At 62.8% G+C, this 21083-nt stretch carries 21 protein-coding genes and 2 pseudogenes; 11 read left to right on the top strand and 12 right to left on the bottom strand.

Annotated features, from left to right (window positions below):
- Nucleotides 1-70: 70 nt before the first annotated feature.
- Nucleotides 71-820, bottom strand: a complete 750-nt coding sequence (locus AC1DT6_RS13255; RefSeq protein ID WP_441627153.1) for a creatininase family protein — start codon at nt 818-820, stop codon at nt 71-73.
- A gap of 12 nt (nt 821-832) precedes the next feature.
- Nucleotides 833-2119, bottom strand: coding sequence for an MFS transporter (locus AC1DT6_RS13250; RefSeq protein ID WP_441627151.1), 1287 nt, complete (start codon nt 2117-2119; stop codon nt 833-835).
- A gap of 161 nt (nt 2120-2280) precedes the next feature.
- Here AC1DT6_RS13250 and AC1DT6_RS13245 point away from each other — a divergent pair, with 161 nt between their 5' ends.
- A complete protein-coding gene (locus AC1DT6_RS13245; protein ID WP_441627149.1) occupies nt 2281-3204 on the top strand; it encodes a LysR family transcriptional regulator in 924 nt (307 codons plus the stop codon).
- 7 nt (nt 3205-3211) lie between these two features.
- On the opposite strand, the gene AC1DT6_RS13240 is transcribed toward AC1DT6_RS13245, so the two are convergent.
- On the bottom strand, nt 3212-3412 hold the full coding sequence (locus AC1DT6_RS13240; protein WP_441627238.1) for a molybdopterin dinucleotide binding domain-containing protein: 201 nt from the start codon (nt 3410-3412) through the stop codon (nt 3212-3214).
- Nucleotides 3413-3484: 72 nt separating this feature from the next.
- Here AC1DT6_RS13240 and AC1DT6_RS13235 point away from each other — a divergent pair, with 72 nt between their 5' ends.
- The 6 genes and pseudogenes from AC1DT6_RS13235 (at nt 3485) to AC1DT6_RS13210 (ending at nt 7547) form a co-directional block, all read left to right on the top strand.
- On the top strand, nt 3485-3760 hold the full coding sequence (locus tag AC1DT6_RS13235; protein ID WP_441627252.1) for a hypothetical protein: 276 nt from the start codon (nt 3485-3487) through the stop codon (nt 3758-3760).
- On the top strand, nt 3679-3912 hold the full coding sequence (locus AC1DT6_RS13230; RefSeq protein WP_441627147.1) for a helix-turn-helix transcriptional regulator: 234 nt from the start codon (nt 3679-3681) through the stop codon (nt 3910-3912). The genes AC1DT6_RS13235 and AC1DT6_RS13230 overlap by 82 nt, the downstream gene beginning before the upstream one ends.
- A 34-nt stretch (nt 3913-3946) precedes the next feature.
- Nucleotides 3947-4824 (top strand): annotated as a pseudogene (locus AC1DT6_RS13225) (transposase); the annotation flags it as partial.
- A gap of 584 nt (nt 4825-5408) precedes the next feature.
- Nucleotides 5409-5804 carry a hypothetical protein gene (locus AC1DT6_RS13220; protein WP_441627145.1) on the top strand — a complete coding sequence of 132 codons (396 nt, stop codon included), beginning with the start codon at nt 5409-5411 and terminating at the stop codon, nt 5802-5804.
- Complete coding sequence (locus AC1DT6_RS13215; RefSeq protein WP_441627143.1) at nt 5801-6202, top strand: cupin domain-containing protein; 402 nt, start codon at nt 5801-5803, stop codon at nt 6200-6202. The genes AC1DT6_RS13220 and AC1DT6_RS13215 overlap by 4 nt, the downstream gene beginning before the upstream one ends.
- A 91-nt stretch (nt 6203-6293) precedes the next feature.
- Nucleotides 6294-7547, top strand: coding sequence for an epoxide hydrolase family protein (locus AC1DT6_RS13210; RefSeq protein ID WP_441627236.1), 1254 nt, complete (start codon nt 6294-6296; stop codon nt 7545-7547).
- 164 nt (nt 7548-7711) lie between these two features.
- On the opposite strand, the gene AC1DT6_RS13205 is transcribed toward AC1DT6_RS13210, so the two are convergent.
- Together AC1DT6_RS13205 and AC1DT6_RS13200 are read right to left on the bottom strand one after the other, a co-directional pair.
- Nucleotides 7712-7882 (bottom strand): hypothetical protein, encoded by a 171-nt coding sequence (locus tag AC1DT6_RS13205; RefSeq protein WP_441627250.1) that lies wholly within the window; start codon nt 7880-7882, stop codon nt 7712-7714.
- Nucleotides 7883-7958: 76 nt separating this feature from the next.
- A pseudogene (locus AC1DT6_RS13200) lies at nt 7959-8054 on the bottom strand (winged helix-turn-helix transcriptional regulator); the annotation flags it as partial.
- A gap of 262 nt (nt 8055-8316) precedes the next feature.
- On the opposite strand from AC1DT6_RS13200, the gene AC1DT6_RS13195 reads away from it, so the two are divergent.
- Nucleotides 8317-8517, top strand: coding sequence for a hypothetical protein (locus AC1DT6_RS13195; protein WP_441627141.1), 201 nt, complete (start codon nt 8317-8319; stop codon nt 8515-8517).
- A 469-nt stretch (nt 8518-8986) separates the two neighbouring features.
- Here the strand turns inward: AC1DT6_RS13195 and AC1DT6_RS13190 are convergent, their stop codons facing one another.
- Nucleotides 8987-10780, bottom strand: coding sequence for a cytochrome c biogenesis protein DipZ (locus AC1DT6_RS13190; protein ID WP_441627139.1), 1794 nt, complete (start codon nt 10778-10780; stop codon nt 8987-8989).
- A gap of 200 nt (nt 10781-10980) precedes the next feature.
- Here AC1DT6_RS13190 and AC1DT6_RS13185 point away from each other — a divergent pair, with 200 nt between their 5' ends.
- The 3 genes from AC1DT6_RS13185 to AC1DT6_RS13175 all read left to right on the top strand — a co-directional run bounded on the left by AC1DT6_RS13185 (nt 10981) and on the right by AC1DT6_RS13175 (nt 13600).
- On the top strand, nt 10981-11724 hold the full coding sequence (locus AC1DT6_RS13185; protein ID WP_441627137.1) for a response regulator: 744 nt from the start codon (nt 10981-10983) through the stop codon (nt 11722-11724).
- The gene (locus AC1DT6_RS13180) at nt 11721-13022 is read left to right on the top strand and encodes an ATP-binding protein (protein ID WP_441627135.1); all 1302 of its coding nucleotides are present in this window, start codon (nt 11721-11723) and stop codon (nt 13020-13022) included. The genes AC1DT6_RS13185 and AC1DT6_RS13180 overlap by 4 nt, the downstream gene beginning before the upstream one ends.
- Nucleotides 13023-13291: 269 nt before the next feature.
- Nucleotides 13292-13600, top strand: a complete 309-nt coding sequence (locus tag AC1DT6_RS13175) for a hydroxyquinol 1,2-dioxygenase (protein WP_441627133.1) — start codon at nt 13292-13294, stop codon at nt 13598-13600.
- A 113-nt stretch (nt 13601-13713) separates the two neighbouring features.
- Here AC1DT6_RS13175 and AC1DT6_RS13170 read toward each other — a convergent pair whose 3' ends face one another.
- The 6 genes from AC1DT6_RS13170 to AC1DT6_RS13145 all read right to left on the bottom strand — a co-directional run bounded on the left by AC1DT6_RS13170 (nt 13714) and on the right by AC1DT6_RS13145 (nt 20931).
- Nucleotides 13714-15444, bottom strand: a complete 1731-nt coding sequence (locus AC1DT6_RS13170; protein ID WP_441627131.1) for an FAD-dependent oxidoreductase — start codon at nt 15442-15444, stop codon at nt 13714-13716.
- 684 nt (nt 15445-16128) lie between these two features.
- Complete coding sequence (locus AC1DT6_RS13165) at nt 16129-17181, bottom strand: alpha/beta fold hydrolase (protein WP_441627129.1); 1053 nt, start codon at nt 17179-17181, stop codon at nt 16129-16131.
- Between the two features lie 185 nt (nt 17182-17366).
- On the bottom strand, nt 17367-17714 hold the full coding sequence (locus tag AC1DT6_RS13160) for a Rossmann-fold NAD(P)-binding domain-containing protein (protein ID WP_441627127.1): 348 nt from the start codon (nt 17712-17714) through the stop codon (nt 17367-17369).
- Nucleotides 17715-17807: 93 nt separating this feature from the next.
- The gene (locus AC1DT6_RS13155; protein ID WP_441627125.1) at nt 17808-18020 is read right to left on the bottom strand and encodes a hypothetical protein; all 213 of its coding nucleotides are present in this window, start codon (nt 18018-18020) and stop codon (nt 17808-17810) included.
- Between the two features lie 79 nt (nt 18021-18099).
- Complete coding sequence (locus tag AC1DT6_RS13150; RefSeq protein WP_441627123.1) at nt 18100-20046, bottom strand: Atu1372/SO_1960 family protein; 1947 nt, start codon at nt 20044-20046, stop codon at nt 18100-18102.
- 45 nt (nt 20047-20091) lie between these two features.
- A complete protein-coding gene (locus AC1DT6_RS13145; protein WP_441627234.1) occupies nt 20092-20931 on the bottom strand; it encodes a tripartite tricarboxylate transporter substrate binding protein in 840 nt (279 codons plus the stop codon).
- Between the last annotated feature and the right edge of the window lie 152 nt (nt 20932-21083).

The raw sequence follows: 21083 nt of genomic DNA, 5'->3' as shown, positions 1-21083 counted from the left end.
ATCGATGGAGGGCAAGATGGCTGGCGCCACGGGGAGTCATCGCGAGACATGTGGCGCCGGCGGACCGGTTTCAGTCCGGCATCGGCTCGCGGCCGAAGGCTTCGAGTTCGCGCGCGAGGGACTGCGCGGCCAGTTCGACCAGTGCGCGGCCTTTCTCGCGCGTTGCCAGGCCTGGATCGGAACCGATGCGTCCGTCCGGGAAGCGGGCACGGAAGTCGAGGGCTTCGCGGATCGGGCCGGTCGGGGCAATGGGCGGCGCATAGTCGGCCGCCTTGATCGAATCGGGGAAGGCCCACTGCGTGATCGCAATTTCCGAAGGCGTGGCATGCGCGCCGTGGCCGGTCGGGAACTGGTCTCGTGCCAGTTCGCCCACGCCTTCGAGATCCCACCAGTTGCAGAGCTTCAGTGCGAAGCCGGCACGACGACGCGCAAAGCTTGCTTCGGCGTACAGCTCGGAGAACGCGGCATCGATCGACGAGACATTGCCGCCATGGCCGTTCAGGAACAGGATCTTTTCGAAACCATGCACCACCAGCGAGCGGGTCCAGTCGCCGATCGCGGCGATGAACGTGGACGGGCGCAGCGAGATGGTGCCGGGAAAGCCGAGGTGATGCTGTGCCATGCCGATGTTAAACGTGGGGGCCACGAGGATATCGGCGGTTTTTTCCGATTCACGCGCAATGATTTCGGGACACAGCCAGTCCGTACCCAGCAGCCCTGTGGGACCGTGCTGTTCGTTGGAGCCGATCGGCACGACAATCGTGCGGCTGCGCTTGAGGAACTGCTCGATTTCGGACCAGGTGGAGAGATGTAGAAGCATGACGACTCCTTGTTACTGCTTCGCGGGCAGCTTGTTGGCGAGGATGATCAGTGCGGCGATGATTGGCAGCGCGGCCAGGATCAGCACACCGAGGTGAAGGTTGCCGGTGGCGGTCTTGGTCCATCCGATGATGGCCGGGCCCCAGAAGCCGCCCGATAGCCCGATCGTGTTGATCAGTGCGATGCCGCCTGCTGCCGCCGGGCCCTTGATGTATTCGGAAGGCATGGCCCAGAACACCGTGTAGGTCATCCACAGCGCGCAGGTACCGAGCGTGAGCAACACCAGCGATGCCGCAAGATTGCCGTCGACGAGGATGGACGCGGCGAGCAGCAATCCGCCGACAGTTGCGGGCACGGCACTGTGGAAACGGCGCTCGCCGACCCGGTCCGAGCGGCGGCCCATGTAGTACATGCCGAAGGCCGCGGCGACATAGGGCAGGGCCGAGTACCAGCCGAGTTGCACGGTGTCGTTCACACCCTGGGCCTTGATGAAGGTCGGCAGCCAGAAGCTGATCGCATAGATCGCGGCGATGATGCAGAAGTACGCCAGGGCCAGCACGTAGACCCGGGCATCACGAGCCACGGCCAGGAAGGAATGATTGTGCGCCGCGCTGGATCCGATTTCGTTGGCGAGCAGGCGCTTTTCCTGCTCGGTCAGCCAGGCGGCGTCGGCGGGACGGTTCGGCACGAAATACAGGGCGAGCACGCCGAGCAGGATGCAGGGCAGGCCTTCGACCAGGAACATCCATTGCCAGCCGGCCAGGTCACCGGTGCCTGACAGCGCAGTGATCAGCCATGCCGAGACCGGGCCGCCGACAATGCCGCCGAGCGGGCCGGCAAGGAACACGATCGCAATGGCGCGCGCCATGCGCTGCGGGCCGTACCAGCAGGAGAGGTAGTAGATCATGCCCGGGGCAAAGCCTGCTTCGAAGATGCCGAGCAGGAAACGCATGGCGTAGAACATCGGCACGTTGCGCACGAACAGCATGCAGGCCGAGGTGATGCCCCAGAGTACGAGGATGCGGCTGAAGGTCTTGCGTGCGCCGATGCGCGGCAGCATTAGGTTGCTCGGTATCTCGAACAGCACGTAGCCGATAAAGAAGATCCCCGCGCCCACGCCATATGCGGCATCGGAGAAGCCGAGGTCGCCTTGCATCTGAAGCTTTGCAAAGCCGATGTTGACGCGATCGAGGTAGGCGAACAGGTAGCAGATCAGCAAGAGCGGCAGAAGTCGCCAGTTGATCTTGTTGTAGAGGGTTGAGGTGCCGTCTACTGCGCTTTCGCTCGGGATCACCAGCATGCCAGTCTCCAATGTCTTTTATGTGGGTACCGCGTTGATGGATCAGATAGTGGCAGCGACAAAGGCAATCGCCAACAGCAACCATGTCCACACTTCGTTGTCTTCCGGGCAACGCATCGGTTATGGTGTGAGTCTTTCATCGGCCAAGTGGATGGTTCGACATGCGTGAAATCAATCAGCAGCGGCTGCGCTACTTCCGCGAAGTGCTCGAGCAAGGCACCATTCGCGGCGCGGCGGAGAATCTCAACACATCGCCATCGGTGATCACCCGGCAGATCCGGCTGCTCGAGGATGAACTTGGCACGACACTGTTCGAGCGGCAGGCGCGCGGCGTCAGGCCGACCGAGGCCGCCGCGCATCTGCTTGAGTTCTGGCGCGGCTACCGGTCACATCAGGAGAAGCTCGAGGACCAGCTCCATGCCCTCAAGGGCCTGCAGCAGGGGCAGGTCCAACTGGTCCTGAGCGAGGGGTACGTGGATGCGCTGGTCAATGAAGTGCTGGCGCCGTTCTGCGCGCAGTACCCGCTGCTCGACATCGGCATGGAGATCCTCGGCGTGGATCAGGTGCTCGACGCCGTGGCCGAGAGTCGCGCGCACATCGGACTTGCCTTCAATCCGCCGCCACATCCGCGCATCGAGTATCTGGCGAGCTCGTCGCAGGCGGTCGGCCTGCTGGTGCGGTCCGACCATCCCTTGGCATTGCGTGGCGGCGCGGCTAGCGTCAAGGACATCTTGTCCTGGCCGCTGGCCATGATGCCGGCGTCATTCGGCGTCGGGCACGCCGCCAAGATGCTCGAATTCGCGGAGAACATTAGGATCCGGCCGACGCTGGTCACCAATTCGCTGACGGCGCTCAAGCAGTTTGTTGCCTACGAAAACTACATGACGCTGATCGGCGGCGAGTTCGCCGCGTATCGCGAAGTCGCTGCCGGAACGCTCACGGTGGTGCCGATCGATCATCCGCTGTTCAGGGGCACCCAGGCGCGCTTGCTGGCCAAGGCCGGGCGGCCGTTACCGGCGGCGGCGCTCAAGCTGCTCGAACATATCCTGCGGAACATGCCGATGTTTGCGCAGGGCGGCCAGTAGCCGCCCGCTACGGCTCACGCGACACCTCGACCAGGCAGCTCATCGCGTTCCGTCCTTGCGTCAGATCCGACGTGCCGATATCGAGCGTCAGGGTATTGGCTGCCCCGGCGCGATCCACGCCATCGGCGTCGGGCGTGTACCATGCGCCGGTTGCCATGACGGCCACGCCGCGCACCACGCCATCGCTGACCGCCAGCCCTGCCGCAATCGCGCCCCGCCGGCGTTATCCGCCGCCGTCCTGCATTACACTGGCCATCCTGTAATCCAGCAGGAGCCCGCTATGGCGACAAAGGACGTGCTCACCGAGGCCATGGCGAAAGCGTTTGAATGGATGCGGCAAGCAATGCCGCTCTTGGACGGCCTCAACTTTGAATCCACGCAACGCAGGCGGGTGGCAATAGCATTCCAGCACCACACCTGGAGTCGCATTGGAACAAGGCAGTTTCGCTGGACGACCTCGCACGTCGGGCGGCGATGTCCCCCGCACATTTTTGTCGCCGGTTCAGTCAAATATACGGATTGCCGCCTCATCGCTATCAGTTGGTCATGCGAATGATAAAAGCCAAACTCATGCTTCATTCGGGCGAAAAATTGGGCGCGTGGCGCTACAGGCCGGATTTGCCGATCACAGTCATTTTGGGAGGCAATTCAAGAGTTGCTTCGGCTTCGCGCCAGGGCAGGCTTATCAAAGGCGCAGTTAATCAGTAATGCAAGGCCGGTGACGAAGCCGGAACCCCCGGGCTTTGTGCCACCCGCCGCCACCCAGGAGGTGCGCAATCTCACGCGCACCCGCAAGCAACTCGTGCGCGAGATTGCCCAGCACAGTCTGCGCATCCAGAAAGTCCTTGAAGACGCCAACCTCAAGCGCGGCAGTGTGCTTTTGGATGTGCGCGGGCGCAGCGGCCGTGCCATGATCAAAGTCATCGTCGATGGCGAGGTCGACCCCGAGCGGCTTGCCGCGCTCGCCCAAGGCAACGCCCGAAAAAAGGACGCCGAATTGCGCGAGGCGCTGAATGCACGCATTACCGAGCACCACCGCACGATGCTGAAACTGCACCTGGATGTCATTGGCGCACTGGAGCACACGCTGGCCGAGCGCGACGCCGTCGTGGGAAAAGCGCTGGCGCCGATCCAACAGCGCGCCCGCCTGCTGACCACGATCCCGGGGTTGGCGACCTGACCGCTCAGGTCCTGTTGGCGGAGATCGGCGTCGACATGACGCGCTTTGCCGATGCCAGCCATCTGGTGTCCTGGGCAGGCCTATGCCCACGCAATGACGAGAGTGCTGGCAAGCGGCGCAGCACCCGAGTGCGCAAGAGCGGCACCTGGCTCAAGACCTTCCTCGTGACGGCTGGCTGGGCGGCTGTGCCGGTCAAGACCAGCTATCTGCATGCCCAGTTCCTGCGCCTCAAGGCGCGCCGCGGCGTCAAGAAGGCCTTCCTCGCGGTGGCTGCTTCCATGCTCACGGCCGCCTGCCACGTGCTCCGGGATGGCGCTGAGTACGCCGACCTTGGCCCCGATTACTTCGACCGTCACGACGTCAACAAAACCATCCGTCGCCTGCTCAAACGCCTCGCCGACCTCGGGTGTCAAGTAGATCCCATGGCTCATGCTGTCTAACGCTTCCTAGTAGGCGGGGCATGGTTCTTCCTCTTCGAAGATCGGTTTCCTTGACGTGCGAGCCAACTCTGGCCGCGCGTACATACAGATTGGGCGCGTCATGAGTGCTCAGACGCGATACCCGTGCAGCATGCCGTCACCTTCGCGCGCGTTGTCGAGCAAGTTGGCGGCAAGCTGACTACTGGTGCTTTCGTTCGGCTGGACTACGCCTGCACGCGGCGAGCTCGGGTAGCCATCAACAATGGCCAAGACAAGACTGGCAACGGCGGCAAATCGAAGTGGCGGATGCGTTGTTAAATCAAGTCGAACCGAGCGCAAAGGAACTTGCGCCGAGCACGCCGAAGCTGGCATATGCAGCGGCGTTACTTAGGCAGCACGCCAACGAGTTTTTTGTATGGAAATGTATTGAGCGCGGTCGCGGATACGTAGCGGTACGTCAGAGCTTGTCGCTCGCCACAGAAGAGATACATTTCGATCCTTTAATGCTGCGTATGCAACGGATTCTCTCCAGGTCGGATCGGATCTCCAGTTGCGGATGGTCAAGTAAAGGAGTGAAGCATGAATGTTAATTCCACGACGTACCGGTGGTTTCGGTTCTCTGGTGCTGCGGGTGCCGCAGCACCACTGCTTGTCGCGCTGGAAGCTGGCTGCACGAGCATTGCGTCGCCTTAATCTGGCGGGAGCAGGGTATCTATATCAAGAAGGACATGGGAGGAGAGCTGGCCAGTCGGGCAAACCTGGATCTCCAGATCCTTCCAAATATTGGTCATTATCCGCACGTGCAAGACAAGGCAACGACGATTTTCGAGGTGCGGCCGCATTTGGTGTCAGGTATTCCATGCCCGTGCATAGGGCGTGTGTCGCGCCTGAATCAAACCATGGCAAAACCAATTGCGCGCCACGACCGTTGCTTCATCAATACGACCTTGACCGGCAACTGGATCTTCTCCAGTTCATCAAGGAAAGGGAATTCCAAATGAAATCGACCCGAATCATGGCTGCGGCCATGCTCATCGTCGCCACCGGTTTGCCGCTGCACGCGGCTCAAGCGCAAACGGCGGAGGTACATCGCACCGATCTCGTCCAGCACGATCTTAGCGTGCCGGATCGAGAGGGCGTACAGGTACGCGTCGACTTCGATCCGGGTGCGTTCGCGCCGAAGCATCTGCATCCGGGCGAAGAGATCGCGCATGTCCTGCAGGGGACGCTGGAGTACCAGCTCGGTGACAACCCGCCTGTCACGCTCAAGACGGGCGATTCGCTGTTTATCCCGGCAGGCACCGCACACTCGGCGAGGAATGTCGGCAGTGGCAAGGCATCGGAACTGGCGACCTACATTGTCAAGAAGGGGGCGCCGCTAGTGGTGCCGGCCAAATAAGGACCCAATCAAAAAAGGACGCATCCTCGTGAACTCACACGCATCGAATCAGGCTTCTGACCCGACGCGCCGAACTTTGCTGTTGGGCGGCATGGCGACGGCAGCGCTCTCTATGTTTCCCCCGGTTCTGTCTGCCGCCGCGCAGGCCGATGGTGGGCACCCCGCCGCGGCGGACGCGATCCGTCCGTTCCGCGCCCATGCTCCCCAGGCCGCACTTGCCGACCTGCACCGCCGCCTTGCCGCCACGCGCTGGCCCGATGCGGAAACGGTTGGCGATCGCTCCCAGGGCGTGCAGCTAGCGACGCTTCAGCGGCTCGTGCGCTATTGGGCGACGGACTACGACTGGCGAAAGGCCGAGGCGAAACTCAATGCCTATCCGCAGTTCCTGATGAACATCGACGGTCTGGACATTCATTTCGTCCACGTGCGCTCCCCCCATCCGAACGCGCTGCCGCTCATCATGACGCACGGCTGGCCAGGTTCGGTCTTCGAGTTGCTGAACGTCATCGGCCCGCTGACAAATCCAACGGCGCACGGCGGCACCGCTGACGATGCCTTCCATCTGGTCATTCCGTCGATACCCGGCTTCGGGTATTCACAGAAGCCGAAGGACAAAGGCTGGAACCCAGATCGCGTTGCGCGCGCCTGGGACGTTCTAATGAAGCGGCTCGGCTATACGCGCTACGTCTCGCAGGGCGGCGACTGGGGCGCCATCATTTCCGACGCACTCGGCCGCCAGGCGCCGGAGGGACTGCTTGGCATCCACGTCAACCGGATCGAGCGCGCCACGACCGTGCCACCGGACCTTGCGAAGGCACTGAGGAGCGGCGATCCCGCGCCGGCAAACCTCACGCCCGAAGAAAGGGAGGTGTTTGAGCAAACCAGGGAGTTCCTCAACAAGGGGCTTGGCTACGCCAGCATCATGCAAACGCGACCCCAGACCATCGGCTATGGCCTGGCCGATTCGCCGGTGGGGCTGGCAGCATGGATCTATGACAAACAGGCGGACTGGGTATTCACCCGTGGTGACCCTGAGAAAGCGTTGAGCCGCGGCGCTATTTTGGACAACATCACGCTCTACTGGCTGACCGATACCGGGGCTTCAAGCGGGCGAATCTACTGGGAAGCTGGGGCCGCCCAAGCCAGCACAAGACCCATCACCATTCCGGTGGCGGTGACCATCTTCCCTGGCGAGGTGTACAGGCCGCCAAAGCATTGGGTGGAACGCGCCTATCGGAACCTGACCTACTACAACCGCGTGGACAAGGGTGGCCACTTCGCGGCCTGGGAAGAACCGGAGCTGTTCAGTTCCGAGTTGCGTTCCGCGTTCCGGTCGTTGCGCTGAGCCGGCGCCGTGGCGCCGCCTGTCACGATCAACTGACCGGGGCGGCGCGCGCCTCGATGAGATCGCTATTGGAAAAACACCGCGCAGAACGCGCGGTGGCAACAATCACTCACCCCTTGCCGAGGATGGCCCGGTTGCGTGCCTTGACGATCTCGGACGTATTCTCAGTTGCCGCCCTCGGCGGGCTCGAAACGCACGTCGCGTAAGCCAAGTGTGCGCGGACCCACGCGCAGGCTTACCCGTTCGAGGGGCTGGCCGGTGCTGTCCTCGACAATACGTATCGGCGTTTCGTGTCCACGCCACTCGTCGCCCCATTGCATCAGCGCGACGAGCACCGGGTAGAGCGATCTCCCTTTTCGTCAGCCGATATTCGGTACGCTGCTCGCTGCCTTCGGCCAATACCTTCACCAGCACACCGTTATCGATCAGGCGGTTCAAGCGCGCGGTCAACACGTTGCGCGCGATACCCAAGCGGTGCTGAAAGTCGTCAAAGCGCGTCGTCCCCATCGTACACTCACGCACCATTGAGCGTCCGCGCTGCGAAGGAAAGGTGAAGATGATCCGTCCCGCCAGAGGCAGCCGCTGATGGTGGGAATCTCGCGGCAATTCGGCAAAGCCGCCGATGTCACCCTGAACGACGTATTCATCGCCCACTATTCCCGTCTCGAACGAGACCTTCTCTTTCGGCCGAGGTATTGTGTTCCCGGCAGTGGTGAAGGGTGGGGCACACGCAATACCAATGCCTAGACGGACAAAACAGGAAACAACCATGCAACACCAACTTCCCCGGGCGCTCGTCGCGAGCGACGACGGCGCCGCGGACCACAAGTGCTCGCGCGATGGTGACAACCGGCCCATGGTGCCCTTGACCCTTGTCGGCGCAATCGCCTTCTGTCCGGCGGTACGCCAACGCAACGCACGCATCGCTGCCGCGATGACGCTGCTTCAGCAGCAAAGCGTATTGTCATGAGATTCACCAATGAAGGGCGGAGGCCGACACCGAATTAGTGCCGGTGACATGGCCGGATCACAGTGTGGTGTGGATCCCGAGGAGTCAGCTACCCGACTACCGGAAGGGATTGGGCACTGGCTTGCTGATCCGGTTGGCCTGCGCGGTCCTACCGCTGGCCTGGATGGTCTGTTCATGATGTTCCGTGCGATCTATGAAACCCCAAGCCGAGTACAGCGAATATTTCAGGTTCGAGATTGCAAAGCTGTGTCTGTCCGGGAACCGCCAACCCTCAAGAATCACCTGCACAAGGACTTGTCGGTAGCGAAACGACAGGCGGTGCATTTCATGTCAGACGAGCACCGCGTGCCGATCAAGCGAGCTTGCGAAGGCGCTGGCTCGCCGCGGGCGGCGTATTGCCGCCAACCGGTTGTGGACGAACCAGCTCCAGTGCGATTTCATTTGTAAAAGGGGAAATCGGGATGTTTTGCTAGCCGAAGGTGAAGGCATAAGCTTGGGCGCCGGGATCCAGAAAGCGGATCTCGAAAGTGTGCTCGCCTACCGCGCCAGCCTGGCGTACCAACTGGTAGAGCCGCGTCTGCGTGACCGCGCCATTGCCGGCTGCATCGATGTCCGCGCCGTGGCTGGCGCCAGGGGGCTTGCCGTCGACGGTTACCACGAAGCGAGCCGCCCGGCCATCGGCCGCCGGTCCCAGTACAAGGTGCAGGTCGCGCGCATGAAAGCGGTAGGCGATGCGGCCATCGGCGCGATTGAGCGTTGCCTGCTCGGCGCCGACGGTCCATTGGCCTGACAGGCCCCACTTGTTGAGGCGAAGGTTGGCAACGGTGTACTCGCGCGGTGCGTCCTGCCGTATGTCGCCCGGTGAGGCGAAGTTGGACGCCTGCATGTAGCCGATGTAGGTCTCGGTTGAGCGAATGTTGTACAGGTCCGGCGCCGCCTGCGCGCCACCCGCGTCGGGGGTGACCACGTCGCGCGCCACCGGCGGATTGCCCGCTTCCGCCAGCAGCGACTGGATGACGCGCTCGGACTTGGCATAGTCGCCCTCACCGAACTGGTGATGGCGGATGTTGCCGCGGGCGTCGACAAGGTATGTGGCCGGCCAGTAGCTGTTTTGGAATGCACGCCAGATGCGGTAATCGCTATCGACCGCCACGGGGAAGCCGATGCGGAAATCGGAAATTGCGCGGCGCACGTTTTCCGGTGTCTTCTCGAAGGCGAACTCGGGCGTATGCACGCCAACCACCGTCAGGCCCTGATCCTTGTACTTCTCCGCCCAGGCGCGAAGGTAGGGGAGGGTACGGATGCAGTTGATGCAAGAGTAGGTCCAGAAGTAGACCAGTGTGACCTTGCCCTGCAACTGGTCTCTCGACAGTGGCGGAGAGTTGACCCATTGCACTGCACCATCTAGCGGAGGCAGGCGGCCCTCTACGGGCAAGCGGCTCGGGAAGCCCACGGATGTGTCATTGGCAGCCAGCAGCATGCCGCGGTCGTAGTTGGCGTCGTTCATGACTTGTGGCGCGAGTTGTTCTCTGCGCAGCCCATTGATCAGCGCCTGCTCGATGCGCGCCGGCCCGCTTACGGGAAAGTGCGCCAGCAGGCTGGTATCGGCTCCGATGCCGATGGCGAGCACCGCGCCCAGTACACCTGCCCCCAGGCCGCGACGCAGCCATTCGCCAGCGCCCATTGACCGCTTCATCGCCGTGAAGACGCGGCCGCCGAGGCCAAGCGCGGCGGCCAGCGAGGTGGCCGCCCCGGCTGCATAGGCAGCCAGCGATACCGACGTCGACAGGTTTGCACCGTCAAGGGCCGTACCCGTCAGGACAAGCCCGAGGATAGGGCCGGCGCACGGGGCCCATAGCATGCCGGTGGCGACGCCAAGCAGCAGCGAACCCCATGGCGAAGCCGACGCGGACGAAGCAGATGTGGACGAACTACTGGTGGTGACCAGACGGTTGCCGAGTGCCACCACAGGCCGAGCGAGGGTGATCGCCAGTTTCGGTAAAAGCAAGGACAGCCCGAAGAGCGCCAACAGCATCAGGGCGGCGAGGCGCCCGTATTCGTTGGCGCGCACTGCCCAAGCGCCACCAGCCGACGCCAGCGTGGCAACTGCGGCAAAGGTCAGTGCCATGCCGGCTAGCATCGGCAGCTTGCCGCGCAGGAACGGCTGGCCGGTGCGGCTGAGGACAAAAGGCAGGACGGGCAGGATGCACGGGCTCAGGATAGTCAGTACCCCCCCCAGGTAGGCAAGTATCAGCAGGGCCATGATCGGTGTCCTTTCGCAAAGGTTTGGCTTGCCGTCCATCAGACACCGCCAGCATCGCTGGTATGTGTCGCCTTCGGGGGAATATGTGTAGGATTGTCGAGGTGCTGCCGCCGGATACATTGCGGTACACGAAAAATCGCGCCCCATAGATTGCAGGCGAAACAGACTGGTCGTTCTTTTTTATGACAGAGGGGACACCGATGGACACCCATGTCGACCATATCCTGATCGTCGATGACGACCGGGAAATCCGGGAACTGGTCTCGACCTATCTCACCAAGAACGGCCTGCGTGTGACCGTGGCGCCTGATGGCCGGCACATGCGGTCGTTTCTGGAGACCAATGCTGTCGACCTGATCGTGCTCGACGTGATGATGCCGGGCGATGATGGCCTGGTGCTGTGCCGGGAACTGCGCGCCGGCAAGCACAAGGCCACGCCGGTGCTGATGCTGACCGCACGCGACGACGAGACGGACCGTATCATCGGTCTCGAAATGGGCGCTGACGATTACCTTGCGAAACCTTTTGCGGCGCGCGAGCTGCTGGCCCGCATCAAGGCCGTGCTGCGCCGCACCCGGATGCTGCCGCCCAATCTGCAGATCACCGAGGCCGGGCGGATTCTCGCGTTCGGTGACTGGCGACTGGATACCACCGCGCGGCACCTGATGGACCGCGATGGCATCATTGTCACGCTTAGCGGGGCCGAGTACCGGTTGCTGTGCGTGTTTGTCGACCATCCACAGCGCGTGCTCAATCGCGACCAACTGCTCAATCTCACGCAGGGCCGCGAGGCGGAAATCTTCGAGCGGTCGATCGACTTGCTGGTCAGCCGCCTGCGCCAGCACCTCAATGACGATGCACGCGAGCCACGCTACATCAAGACGGTGCGCAGCGAGGGCTATGTGTTCTCGATGCCCGTGGAGATCAAGGAGGCACGCCAGTGAATGTCCGCACCTGGCCCTGGCCTCGTACGCTGGGATCGCACCTCTTCCTAATCCTGCTCGCGGGTCTGATCGTCGCCCACGGCCTGTCGTTCGGTGTGCTGTTCTCTGAACGTTATATTTCCGCGCGCCGAGTGATGCTCGGCACGCTGGAAACCGACGTGTCCACTTCGATTGCCATCATGGACCGCGTGCCGGCGGACGAGCGGCCGCAATGGCTGCCACGCGTGAATCGCGGCGCCTATCAATACATATTGGGGCCGGGTCTGTCGGGCGCGCCCGAGATGACCCCGCAGGGCAAGGAAATTGCCGACCGGATTACGGAGGCGAGCGGCGGCCGCTTTCCGGTCAAGGTGGAGTCCATTCCCGGCGACGGCAAGCGGATGCAGGCCCATTTGACGCTGAGCGATGGCAGCCCCCTGACCATTGACGTGCATCCGCGCCCGACGCCGATCGCGCAGTGGCTGCCCTATGTCCTGGTGATCCAGTTGCTGCTGCTGGTCCTGTGCTGCTGGTTCGCAGTGCGGCTGTCGATCCGCCCGCTGGTGGCGCTGGCCGATGCCGCCGATGCGCTCAATCCGAACGCGAAGACGCCGCCGCTCGGCGAGACGGGCCCCACCGAACTGGTGCGTGCGGCGCGCGCGTTCAATGCCATGCGCGAGCGCATCGCCGGGTTCGTCGAGGAACGCGTACAGATCCTGGCCGCAATCTCTCACGACCTGCAGACGCCGATCACGCGGATGAAGCTGCGCGCCGAGATGGCAGAAGACTCCGAGGAAAAGCGCAAGATGGTGCACGACCTGGCCGAGATCGAAATGCTGGTGAAGGAAGGACTGGCGTATGCGCGCACCACGCACGGGGATGGCGAGAAGCCGTCGCGGATCGACATCGGATCGTTTGTCGAGAGCTTGGCGTACGACTACCAGGACACCGGCAAGGCGGTGACGGTCCTGCAGAACATCGGGGGCGCCATCGTCACGCGCCCCAACGCGTTGCGCCGGATACTGACCAATCTGATCGATAACGCCCTGAAGTTCGGCGGGGCGGCGGAACTGAACGTGCGCCGCGAGCGAGACACCGTGGTCCTAGAGGTACTCGATCGCGGCGCCGGCATCCCGGAAGACAAGCTCGAGGTGGTGCTGCAGCCGTTTGTCCGGCTCGAGCATTCACGCAGCCGGGAGACTGGCGGTACCGGGCTCGGGCTGGCGATTGCCCAGCAACTCGCGGTGGCCATCGGCGGAACCCTCAGGCTGCGTAATCGTGAGGGCGGAGGCCTGGCGGCGGAAGTCAGGCTGGGCTGACTGGCCCTGCCACAGGCGCGCTTCGGCAAATGAACGGAAGTGCACCATGAGAGTCCCCGGCTCCATGGCGGTCCGCCCGTTCGCGCAAGACTTTTGTACGCGACTGTATCAAACCGCCGCAACGATACGCGTACTGACAGAAACGGTCATTACGCGCTACTGGCACGATACATCGGTCTCCTTAAATACGTTCCGTAGCCCGCCGGCGAACCGCAACGATGCGATCCCGCGGCTGCCATATCCAATGCAGACTTTCAAGGAAACCGATCATGACTACCAACATCGCCAAGCGTTTTGTGTTCGCCATCGCCCTGGTTGCCGCCGCTGCCGGTGCGCATGCCGCCGGTCTGTCCCATGCAGGCGCCCGGGACCCGTATACCGAGGGTGCTCGTTCGGTGCAGGAGTCGCGCGACGCATACACCGATGGCGCGCGGGCTGTCGATCCGTACACCGACGGTGCGCGCAACGTTGATCCGTTCACCGACGGTGCCCGCACCCTGGCCGGCATGGACCGTACGGGCGTCTCGGCGGACCCGGCGCGCAGTGTTGATCCCTATCTTGACGGCGCCTACGTCTGACGCTCCCCTTGCCGACCAGACAGGGAGCGCGACTGACAGCGCTCCCGCCCCCGATTCATGCGAACGCTTCCTCATACCGCACTAACTGCGGCCGTTCTGGTCGACAGGTGCGTTCACCGGACGCCGGCCGAGAAACGATGAATCTGCGCCACCACGGCCGCGCCTTCGCCTACCGCCGACGCCACACGCTTGGTGGATCCCGAACGAACGTCGCCGATCGCGAAGACACCCTCCACACTCGTCTGCAAAAGCAGCGTTTGCACGGGAGCTTCGGCAACGTCGGTACCGGTCAATACGAATCCTTTGCTGTCGAGCGACACGCCGCATGTCTTAAGCCAGCTCGTATTCGGTTCGGCGCCGATGAATACGAATAGATGATGTACCGTCATGCTTCCTTCAATGCCGCCGGCACCGCGGTAGTGCACGCGTTCGAGACGCCCATCCCCCTCGAGCGCAGTCAGTTCAATGCGCGTATGAAGCGTTACATTCGGCAGCGAGCCGATACGTTCGATCAGGTAGTGCGACATGCTTTGCTCAAGGCTCGCGCCGCGGATGAACATGTGCACATGCTCGGCGTGCGATGCCAGAAATACCACAGCCTGCCCCGCGGAGTTGCCGCCGCCGACCAGCAGCACCGGCTCCTTGCGGCATAGCCTGGCCTCGATTGGCGTAGCCCAGTAATAGACGCCGCAGCGCTCGAAGCGCGCAAGTCCCTCGACGACGGGACGCCGATACTCTGCGCCGCTGGCGATGACCACGGTGCGCGCGCGGATGCGCCGGGCATCGGCAAGCTCCACGACAAGCGGGTGCTTGTCGCAATACAATGCCTTGACTTCGCACGGAATACCGATATGTGCACCGAACTTCTGCGCCTGAACGAACGCGCGGCCCGCCAGGGCTTGACCCGTGATGCCGGTGGGAAAGCCCAGATAGTTCTCGATGCGCGCACTCGTACCCGCCTGGCCACCGGGGGCACGACAGTCGAACACCGCGACCGACAGCCCTTCGGATGCCGCGTAGACGGCCGTCGCAAGTCCTGCCGGGCCGGCGCCGATGATCGCCACATCGTAGACGTGCGTCGGATCGAACTCAGGAATCAGTCCCAGACAAGATGCGAGCTGTCCCACATCAGGGTTTCGCAGCACAGTGCCGTTCGGACAAACGACGAGCGGGAAGTCATCGGGCTGTGGCGTCAGGCGTTCAAGTAACGCGATGGCGTCGGCGTCCTGCTCCGCATCAAGCGCCATATTTGGAAAAGCGTTGCGGCGCAGAAAATCTTGCAATGCGAGGAGTCGATCATTGCCGGGGGCGCCGACCAGAACGGCACCCTGTCCGCGTTCAATCGCCAAGACGCGCCTCAGAATCAAGGCGCGCATGATCTTTTCGCCAAGATCGGCTTCACTGATCACCATGGCGCTTAGTTGGTTGGGCCGCAGCAACACCGCTTCGACAGCTTCGATGACATGCGCATCTACAACTGCGGGCTTGCTCGAAAGCTGGGTGATATCGGAGGTGAACTCGCCGCGTTGTGTATAGGTGTGGACAATCCGGTGGCCCAGGCCATCACGAATGACTATGCGCACTTTTCCCGACAGCAGGAGGAACATGCCCGGACAGATACTTCCTGCACGATAGAGCAATTCGCCTTTAGCGTAGTGGCACGGGCTGCCGAAGCGACGCACTTTGTCGACTTCAGCCTCCGTCAGGACCGGAAACATCTGGTGGTAGCGCGGATGGTCGCGCACGCTCGGGTCATCGACGATCGCGCCGTCGTCGATATGGCTCGCATCCTCTGCCACCTGATGCGCGAGCTTGTCGCCTTCCAGCCTTGACTCGTTGCTCATCGCCGATTCTCCTTGGTGGCAAATCGGCACCGCCACCGCCAGGTCGACTGTTGCCGATACCTGCAGCCAAAGGCTCCGCCCTGTCAAAAAGAATGGAGCGGCTACTGAATACTTCCGCTTTGCAGTTACCGGTGCGCACGGGACTGTGCGCGACGGCTACCTTATGACGAGAGTAATCGAGTTGTCGCGGCCAGCCAAGAAATCTTGCATTCGCTCTCTTTGGCACCGCGTTGAACGCTACGGAGCGCCACACGGAGTCACAGTACTGTGGTGTGAGAGTTGACAGGCGACCTGCAGACGGACTTGTACAACGCACGACGCAACGATCAATAGAGGTCAAGTCCCTTTTAGATCTGTCCGTCGGGCGGATCTTGCCTAAACACACTTTTTGGCTGGGGCGTTCTTGGGTACGTTTGCTTCAGTCGTCCCCTGCCATGGCAAGAGTAGGCATTAGAGACGCCCTGGTAGTCGTGCATGCCTTCATCGAGGCCAGGCACTTTTCCCGCGATGGGCCCGGGCACCTGATGATCGGCATGTGAACGCGAAAATGCTAGGAGCACCGATACGAGCAGACCGGTCCCTGAGCGGGCGCTTGCTCATTGGACGTCTGGAAGATCTTTCCGCAGCTCCGTGACGCCCGCATCGGGCGTTGAGTCCCGATGCCGGCCGGGCTAGTCTGCCGCACTAAAACCTGTTGACGTCGATAACCGCCTGCGCGAATTCCCGCGGTGCTTCCTGCGGGAGGTTGTGGCCGATGCCTCCCTTGAGGTCCCGGTGCTCGTATTTGCTGGCGAACTTGCTGGCATAGGTGCTGGGCGCCGGATGCGGGGCGCCGTTGGCGTCACCTTCCATCGTGATTGTGCGCACGCCTATGGTGGGCGCCGTCGCGAGCCGCTGCTCGAACTCGTCGTACCTCGGCTCGCCTGCGGCAAGACCTTGCCGCCAGCGATAGTTGTGTACGGAAATCTCCACGTGATCGGGATTGTTGAAGGCAGCGGCACTGCGTTCGAAGGTGGCGTCGTCGAACTTCCACTTCGGTGAGGCCTGCTGCCAGATCAGTTTCGCGAAGTCGTGCGTGTACTTCTGATAGCCATCGCGTCCGCGGTCCGTGGCCAGGTAGAACTGGTACCACCACTGAAACTCGGCCTCAGGCGGCAGCGGCATCTTGCCCGCCGCCTGACTGCCAATCAGGTAGCCACTGACGGATACCAGCCCGTTACAGCGCTCTGGCCAGAGGGCAGCAAGGATGCATGCCGTGCGCGCGCCCCAATCGAACCCTGCGATGACGGCTTTCTGCATGCCCAGCGTATCCATCAGCGCGATGATATCGAGCGCAACGGCCGCCGGCTGGCCGTTGCGCATGGTTTCCTTCGACAGGAAGGTCGTCGAACCATAGCCGCGCAGGTACGGAACAATCACGCGGTATCCGCGCGACGCGAGCAGAGGCGCGACGTCGACGAAGCTGTGGATGTCATAGGGCCAGCCGTGTAGCAGAACGACGGCTGGCCCGTTCGCAGGGCCAGCCTCCGCGTAGCCGACGTTGAGTAGCCCTGCGTTGATCTGCTTGATCGATGCAAAGGCCGCATGGGTACCCGGCTTGGTCGAGGGCAGGGGCGCCGGCTTCGATTGATTGGTCTGGGCTTTGGCGGACGTTAAAACGCCAAACTGTACTGTAGCGAGCGTCAAGGCGGCCGTGCCCAGAAAGCCTCGACGAGGCAGATCGATTTTCTCGGTCATTTTTTTCTCCTAGTGCTGATACGGAATCGTTCATCGGGTCAGCGCTTTACTTATCTTGGCGTGGCGGCGATTACCGGTAGCACGGCACCTTTGCGTCATAGCCACCAGAATCGAAACGACGATGTTGCTGCCAGTGCGATCAGACAACTGTTACTGTTCTTGTATAGCACCGGATTTGCTCGCGTTCATAAAAATAGCCGAGACAAGGCGCCAGCTTGTACACGCCTGGTCGTGCGGCCGGCCCGCGTTGGCGCCTTGCCCGTAAGCTTGTATAGGTCGTCAGTCAAGCGATCGTACCGCCCCACTGCGTAGAGCTTTGCCATCACCACGAGGTGCTTGACGAGGTGGCCAGGGAAGCCAGCTTCCCGAAGCTTGTCGGCCCAGGCCGAGAGCGGCACATTGCGGTAGCGAATCGTCCGACCGAGCGCCTCGGAGAAGGCGCGCGCATAGTGTTCAAGGTCGGCGGACTCGGGGCCGGTCAGGTTGTAGATGTTGCCGATATATGGCGCGAGGTCGTCGAGGATCACGGACACAGCGCGCGCCACATCCAGAGCCGAGATCGGCGACGTCCGACCGCTACCGAGCGGCAACGCCAGCTCGTCGTTGCCATTGCGCAGCGTGAAGGTTCAGGTGCGGCCATCGGCGCTGGAGGTGTAGCGCTCCACCATCTGTGGGTGGACTTTGCCCTGTGCATCCATGCCGAACGGCGTGTCGTAGATCGCATAGCCATGGTTGCGCGTCAAGAACGCGGCTGTCCAGATCGGATCGAGAATCTTCAGGTCCGACTGCGGCACCACTTTCTGGTCCCGCGCTAGCGCAAGCGGATTCGCGCCGGCCATCGGCGCGCCAAGCACGAGCCCCGGCGAACCCCCTCTTCATCGTCAGCACGGAACGGCTCCTTTCAGGCGGCGCATGGAATCAGGCGACCTCGACAATCAGTTCGATTTCCAGGCAGGCGCCGAGCGGCAACTGCGGCACTCCGAACGCGCTGAGCGCGTGCTGGCCGCGCGTGCCAAACACCTCGGCGAACAGTTCGCTGGCGCCATTGGTCACGAGGTGCTGCTCAGTGAAGTCCGCGGTCGAATGGACGAGGCTCGTCAGCTTGACGATACGCACGATTGCATTGAGGTCGCCGGTGGCGGCGTGCAGCGTCGCGAGCAAGTCGATGGCAACCAGGCGGGCCGCCGCAATACCGTCGGCGGTGCGCAGGTCACCACCGAAGCGGCCGGTTCGAACCTGGCCATTGATGCGGGAGAGATGGCCGGATACGTGGATCAGGTTGCCGGACCGCACGCTCGGCACGTAGGCTGCCGCCGGGCCCGAAGCCTTGGGCAGTTCGATGCCTAGCTGCGTGAGCCTGTCGTAGACCCCAGGCGCCGGGGCGAACACCGGACCGTTCGGTTTCAGGCGCATGCCGGGCTTGAGATGCTTCCATGGCAGCTCCGCCGGATCGGCGATGAACGGACCGGGCGCACGCACCACGAAAATGTCTTCCGCGATTGAGGCGAAGTCGGCGCGGAAATGCACTGAGCTCTTGTTCACGAGGATCTTCATCCCCGCCGGTTCGATGCCGACCGCGCGGTACATATTGCGGTCGAGCAGTTGTGCCTTGGTCGAGCTAACGGCAACGAGCACGCCATCGATCCGCAGTCGCGCCATGGGTCCCATGTCGGCAGCCTTGCCATGCATCATTGGTCCTCCGTAGACGAACTTGCCTTCGGACAGCGCCTCCACCTCGAAGGTCGCGCGCAGTGGGGCATCCTCGCCCACCTGTGGGCAGCCGCCGAGCGCAATATCGATCTTCGCGCCGACACCTGTCTGGTGCGCTGCCGCGGCCGCGGCGGGATCGCAGATGATCCCGATCGCGGCGTTCTGCGCGCCGGCCTTGAGAAGCGCACGCAGCATCCCCATGGTGTTGCCATCGCCGCCGACGCCCGGGTTGTCCTGCGTGTCCGCGAGGATCACCGGCCGCGTGGCCTTTTGCGCGATCCGCATGGCACGCTGCACCGCTGCATCCGGCTCCTCGAACTGCACGGCCCACTGGTTCTCCGGTTCGCAGATGCGCGCGAACAGTGTGTCGACGGCCTGCTCGACGCGCAGCTTGTCGAAGCCGTACCCCCAAACCACAGGACCACACTCGGCGAAGTCGGCCGCGGGAAAGCCCGGCGTGAACGACAGCGACAGCACGCCTTGCCGCTCCAGTTCTTCGAGTTGCCCGTAGATGCCTTGAGCGGGTTGCATCATCGTGGACATGCTGTTGACCGGAATCATGAACGGCACGCGCCGTGCTACCAGGTGCGCACGCGTCCCCCGCCTGCCAAGTTCCAGGAGCAGTTCGGCCGCGCGCTTACCTGTGGCGGCCATGTCCACATGCGGATAGGTGCGATACGCTACCACGCCGTCCGATAGAGCGAGCATCCGCTCGGTGACGTTGGCATGCAGGTCCAGCGAGACTACGATCTTCATGTCGGGGCCGGCCACGGCGCGGATGCGCGCCAGCAACTCTCCCTCTCCATCGTCGAGGTGCTGGGCCACCATGGCGCCATGCAGGTCAAGATAGATCGCGTCGTACGAGGCCGTCGTCACCGCCTCCACAATTTCTCCGGCGATGCGCTCGTAGGCATCGGTCGTGACGTGGGCCGAGGCACCGGCGGCCGCCCAGATCACCGGCGTGACGGCGTGACCATGCTCGCGCACGTGGTGGATGAAGCCGCTGATCGGCACGTTCACGTTCAGCAGGTCATAAATCGCCTCGCCGCGGACCATGGCGGGAAAGTCCTCGCCACGGACGAAGCTCTCGTAGGTGGCCATGGTTGGGGCGAACGTATTGGTTTCGTGTTGGAAACCGGCAACTAGGATATTCAAGTGAGAACTTCCTGGGACTGGATGCTGGGACCGTGCCGGGTGGAATTACTGAGGCGTCAGCTTGATTGAGTGGGCGAGCTTCCTGAACTTTTGGGTCTCGTCGGCGTAGAACGCCGCAGAAGCCTCGAGCGTCTGCGGCTTCATCGGCTGAACGCCGGAGAGCGCAAGGGCCTTGATCAGTTCGGGCGACTGCAGCGCCCGCTGCGAGGCCTCCAGCAATATGCGTGCACGTTCTGCAGGGATGCCGGTCCTGCCCATGACGCCCAGCCAGATCGAATAGACGAACTCGGACCTGCGCGCGACGCTGGTTTCGGAGATCGCCGGCACATCGGGCAGGGTTCGCATGCGCTGCGTGTCCAGCACTGCGATCGCCTTGATCTTGTGTGACTCGAGCAGTTGGGTGGAGGCACCGAGGTTTGGCAGGATCGTGATGTCTATCTGGTGACCGGTCAGATCCGCCAGCATCGGCGTGGCGCCCTTGTACGGCACCTGCAGCATCTTGGCGCCGGTCAGCTGCGCCATGTACTCTGCGACGATGTGGTACATCGTCCCATAGCCCGGATTGCCGAAGGTCAGGCTCTGGCTGCCCGGCTGTTTGCCGGCCGCAATGATTTGTTCGAGCGAGTTGTACGGCAGGTCGCTGCGAGCCATGAGCACGAGCGGGTGGATCGAGACCGGCGCCAGCAGCGCAAGGTCCTCCGACTTGTACTTGGCGCTGGCCAGCGCCAGCGGCGTCAGGATGGCTTCGTTGGGCGAACCCATGATCAGCGTGTAGCCATCGGCGGGACGGCTCAGTAGCCGCTGCACCGCCAGCGCGCCGCCGGCACCGGGCAGATTTTCGATGACCACGGGCTGGCCGAGTGCCTTGGCCATCGTCGGCTGCATGGCCCGCGCAAGTACGTCAGCGGGCCCCCCCGGCGGGAATGCGACCAACATCGATATCGGCTTGGTGGGAAACGCGTCGGCGGCGGATGCCGGCGCGCTGGTCAGAGTAATCCCCAGGAGGGCGGCGCTAAGCGCCATCCAGCGTTTGTGGG

This window comes from Cupriavidus sp. 01L45, assembly GCF_056399885.1.
This window is presented reverse-complemented; position numbering and strand designations above follow the sequence as displayed.